This is a genomic window from Pseudonocardia lacus (assembly GCF_018531445.1).
In the GTDB taxonomy this organism is placed as follows: domain Bacteria; phylum Actinomycetota; class Actinomycetes; order Mycobacteriales; family Pseudonocardiaceae; genus Pseudonocardia; species Pseudonocardia lacus.
Genome location: NZ_JAHDTH010000348.1, coordinates 1 through 4,215, shown reverse-complemented (window position 1 = coordinate 4,215; position 4,215 = coordinate 1). Strand labels below are relative to the sequence as shown.

4 protein-coding genes are annotated in these 4,215 nt (G+C 73.7%); all 4 read right to left on the bottom strand.

The features are described from left to right. Nucleotides 1-4: 4 nt before the first annotated feature. Nucleotides 5-1,006 carry a DHH family phosphoesterase gene (locus KIK08_RS37465; protein ID WP_214408061.1) on the bottom strand — a complete coding sequence of 334 codons (1,002 nt, stop codon included), beginning with the start codon at nt 1,004-1,006 and terminating at the stop codon, nt 5-7. A 48-nt stretch (nt 1,007-1,054) separates the two neighbouring features. After that, nucleotides 1,055-1,504 carry a 30S ribosome-binding factor RbfA gene (gene rbfA / locus KIK08_RS37460; RefSeq protein ID WP_214408060.1) on the bottom strand — a complete coding sequence of 150 codons (450 nt, stop codon included), beginning with the start codon at nt 1,502-1,504 and terminating at the stop codon, nt 1,055-1,057. A gap of 67 nt (nt 1,505-1,571) precedes the next feature. Next, the gene (locus tag KIK08_RS37455) at nt 1,572-1,868 is read right to left on the bottom strand and encodes a DUF503 domain-containing protein (protein WP_214408059.1); all 297 of its coding nucleotides are present in this window, start codon (nt 1,866-1,868) and stop codon (nt 1,572-1,574) included. Between the two features lie 65 nt (nt 1,869-1,933). Next, a partial coding sequence (gene infB, locus KIK08_RS37450) for a translation initiation factor IF-2 (protein WP_214408058.1) occupies nt 1,934-4,215 on the bottom strand: 2,282 nt, incomplete at its 5' end.

Below are 4,215 nucleotides of genomic sequence, written 5' to 3'. Positions count from 1 at the left end.
GGCCTCAGCCCACGAGCCGGGGCCGGTCGGCCGCCAGCGCGCGGCGCAGCACGTCGAGCAGCACGTCGGGCAGGCCGTCGGCGGTGAAGCCGGCGGCCGCCGGGTGCCCGCCCCCGCCCATCCGCGCGGCGGCCGCGGCGACGTCCACCCGGCCGTTCGAGCGCAGCGACACCACCCACCGCTGCGGCGCGACCTGCTTGAACACCGCCGCCACCTCGGCCTCCCCTGCCGTGCGCACGACGTCGATGACGCTGTCGACCTCCGTCGAGCGGAAGCGCGAGCCGACCTCCAGCGGCACCAGCGCGTGCACCAGCCCCAGCCCGCCGGCCGCGGCCGGGTCGAGCCGCGCCCCGGCGATGATCCCGCCCAGCGCGGCCAGCCAGCTGAACGGGTGGGTGTCCATCAGCGGCGCGACCACCTCCGGCGGGTGCACCCCGGCCGCGATCAGGTCGGCGGCCAGCAGGTGCGCGGAGCGCCCCGCCGTGCGGAAGCCGCGGGTGTCGGTGACGAGACCGGCGTACAGGCAGCGGGCGATGTCGGCGTCGAGCGCGACGCCCATCGCCACCAGCACCTGGTGCACCAGCACGACGGTGGCCTCGGCGTCCGGGTCGAGCACCCGCACCGCGCCGAACCCCGGGTTCGAGGCGTGGTGGTCGATCATGAGCGTGGTGCCCGCCGTGGACAGCCGGTCGGCCAGGTGCCCGAGCCGGCCCGGCTCCGCGGCGTCGCAGCAGACCAGCACCTGCGGTGCCGCCCACACCTCGTCGGACGGCACGACGAGCCCCAGCGCGTCCAACGGGCGCAGGGCCTCGGGGACCTCGTCCGGCGTGGCGAACGAGACCTGCACGGCGGCGCCCCGCCGGTGCAGCGCGATCGCCAGGGCGAGCGCGCTGCCCAGCGCGTCGGCGTCCGGGTTGAGGTGGGCCAGCAGCGTGACCTCGCGGGCCGCGGTGAGCAGCGCTGCCGCATCGCCCACCGCGGACGCGTCGGACCGCCGCGGGATCATGCCGGTCCGCTCATCCCGCCCGCCCCGGTCCGCCGGCTCGTGGCCCGGTCATTCCTGGTCGGCGTGCTCGCGCGGCGCGCGGTACGGGTCGGCCTCGCCCGCCGGGCTGGCCGACGCGGCCAGCCTCGCGACCTCGGCGTCCGACTCGCGGGTGCGCGCGAGCAGCTCCTCCATCCGGCGGGCCTCGTCGGGGACCTGGTCCAGGACGAACGCCAGCGACGGCGTGTGCCGGATGCCGGTGCCCGCCCCGACCTTCGAGCGCAGCACCCCGGTGGCGCTGGCCAGCGCCGCGGCCACGCCCACCGTGTCCGGGTCGGCCTCGACCGTCTCGCCCAGCACCGTGTAGTAGACGGTCGCCTCGCGCAGATCGCCGGTGACCCGGGTGTCGGTGATCGTCACCATGTTGAGCCGCGGGTCCTTGACCTCGTGCTCCAGGGCGTCCGCCACGATCTGCGAGATGCGCTTGGCCAGCTTCCGCGCTCGCGGGTGGTCCACCATGTGCAGTCGCCTCCTCCGTCGAGCCGATGAGGGGGAGTCGCCGCTGCGGCGCTCCCCCACACATCGCTCAGTCGTCCTCCGGGCCCAGCAGCCGCCGCCGAGCCGAGAGCAGCTCGAACTCGGGGTGCGCGGCGATCATCCGCTCGCACCTGTCGAGCAACTCCACGACGTGGGCGTGGTCGGGCGCCACGCAGCTCACGCCGACCAGCGCCCTGCGGTGCAGGTCGAGGTGGCCAGCCTCGGCGGCGGACACCGCGAACTTGCGGCGCAGCTCGGCCACCACCGGCCGGACCACCGACCTCTTCTCCTTCAAGGAGTGCACGTCCCCGAGCAGGACGTCCAGCTCCAGCACACCGACGAACATGGGTGTCGCCCCGGGGACCGACGCCGGAGGGGGCCGGCCGGTCGACCGGCCCCCTCCGTGGTGCGTCAGCCGCGCGGCTTCTCCCGCATCTCGAAGGTCTCGATCACGTCGCCCTCGCGGATGTCGTTGAAGCTGCCGAGCGTGATACCGCACTCGAACCCTTCGCGGACCTCCACGACGTCGTCCTTCTCCCGGCGCAGCGAGGCGATCGACAGGTTGTCGTTGACCACCACGCTGTCGCGCAGGAGCCGGGCCTTGGCGTTGCGGCGGATGAGCCCGCCCATCACCAGGCAACCGGCGATCGACCCGAAGCGCGACGAGCGGAACACCTGGCGGACCTCGGCGCGGCCGAGCTCCACCTCCTCGAACTCCGGCTTGAGCATGCCGCGCAGGGCCTGCTCGATCTCCTCGATGGCCTGGTAGATCACCGTGTAGTAGCGGATCTCCACGCCCTCGCGGGTGGCCAGCTCGGTCGCCTTGCCCTCGGCCCGGACGTTGAAGCCCAGGACGATGACGTTGTCGGCGATGGCCAGGTTGATGTCGCCCTCGGTGATGCCACCGACGCCGCGGTGGATGACCCGCAGCTCGACGTCGTCGCCGACCTCGATCTTCATGAGCGCGTCCTCGAGGGCCTCGACGGTACCCGAGTTGTCACCCTTGATGATCAGGTTGAGCTGGTTGGTCTCCTTCAGCGCGGCGTCGAGGTCCTCGAGGCTGACGCGCTTGCGCCGGCTCGCCAGCTCGGCGTTGCGCTCGCGGGCGCGGCGCCGGTCGGCGATCTGGCGGGCGACCCGGTCCTCGTCGACGACCAGGAACGTGTCTCCCGCGCCCGGCACCGAGGTGAACCCGATGACCTGCACCGGGCGCGACGGGAGCGCCTCGGTGATGTCGCCGCCGTGCTCGTCGAACATGCGCCGGACGCGCCCGGAGGCGTCGCCCGCGACGATCGAGTCGCCGACGCGCAGCGTGCCGCGCTGCACCAGCACCGTGGCCACCGGACCGCGACCGCGGTCGAGGTGGGCCTCGATCGCGACGCCCTGGGCCTCCATGTCCGGGTTGGCCCGGAGGTCGAGGCTGGCGTCGGCGGTCAGCAGGATCGCCTCCAGCAGCTGGTCGATGTTCGTGCCCTGCTTCGCGGAGATGTCCACGAACATCGTCTCGCCGCCGTACTCCTCGGCGACCAGGTTGTACTCGGTCAGCTGCTGGCGGATCTTGTCGGGGTTCGCCCCCTCCTTGTCGATCTTGTTCACCGCGACCACGACCGGCACGTCGGCGGCCTGGGCGTGGTTGATCGCCTCCACCGTCTGCGGCATGACGCCGTCGTCGGCGGCGACCACGATCACCGCGATGTCCGTGGACTTCGCGCCGCGGGCACGCATGGCGGTGAACGCCTCGTGACCCGGGGTGTCGATGAAGGTGATCGGGCGCTCGTAGCCCTCCAGCTCGGTGACGACCTGGTAGGCGCCGATGTGCTGGGTGATGCCGCCGGCCTCGCCCTCCATGACGTTCGCCTTGCGGATGGTGTCCAGCAGGCGCGTCTTGCCGTGGTCGACGTGGCCCATGACGGTGACCACCGGCGGCCGGATGACCAGGTCCTCCTCGCCGCCGGCGTCCTCGCCGTAGGAGATGGAGAAGCTGTCGAGCAGCTCGCGGTCCTCCTCCTCCGGGCTGACCACCTGCACGACGTAGTTCATCTCGCTGCCGAGCAGCTCGAGGATCTCGTCGGACACCGACTGCGTCGCGGTGACCATCTCGCCGAGGTGGAACAGCACCTGCACCAGCGAGGCCGGGTTGGCGTTGATCTTGTCGGCGAAGTCGCTCAGCGAAGCGCCGCGCGGGAGCTTGATCGTCTCGCCGTGGCCCTTCGGCAGCCGCACGCCACCGACGGACGGCGCCTGCATCGAGTCGAACTCCTGGCGCTTCTGCCGCTTCGACTTGCGGCCCTTGCGGGCCGGCCCGCCGGGACGGCCGAACGCACCCGCGGCACCGCCGCGACCGCGGCCACCGCCACCACCGGGACGACCGCCGCCACCGCGGAAGCCACCACCGGCCGGGGCGCCGCCGCCACCGGGGCCACCGCCACCGGGACGGAAACCACCGCCGCCACCACCGGGACGACCACCCGGACCACCCGGGCGACCACCCGGACCACCGGGACGACCACCGGGGCCACCACGGCCACCGGCACCACCCGGACCACCGGGACGCCCACCGGCCGGACGCGCCGGCATCATGCCGGGGTTCGGCCGCGGGGGCATGTTGCCCGGCGACGGCGGACGCGGGCCGCCGCTGCCCGGCGCCCCGCCGCGCGGAGCGCTCGGACGGGGACCACCGGGACGCGGACCGC

What these genes read in the sequence shown, in the direction of transcription:
- rbfA (WP_214408060.1), bottom strand. Translation starts at nt 1,504, where the DNA reads ATGGTGGACCACCCGCGAGCGCGGAAGCTGGCCAAGCGCATCTCGCAG.
- KIK08_RS37465 (WP_214408061.1), bottom strand. Translation starts at nt 1,006, where the DNA reads ATGATCCCGCGGCGGTCCGACGCGTCCGCGGTGGGCGATGCGGCAGCG.
- KIK08_RS37455 (WP_214408059.1), bottom strand. Translation starts at nt 1,868, where the DNA reads ATGTTCGTCGGTGTGCTGGAGCTGGACGTCCTGCTCGGGGACGTGCAC.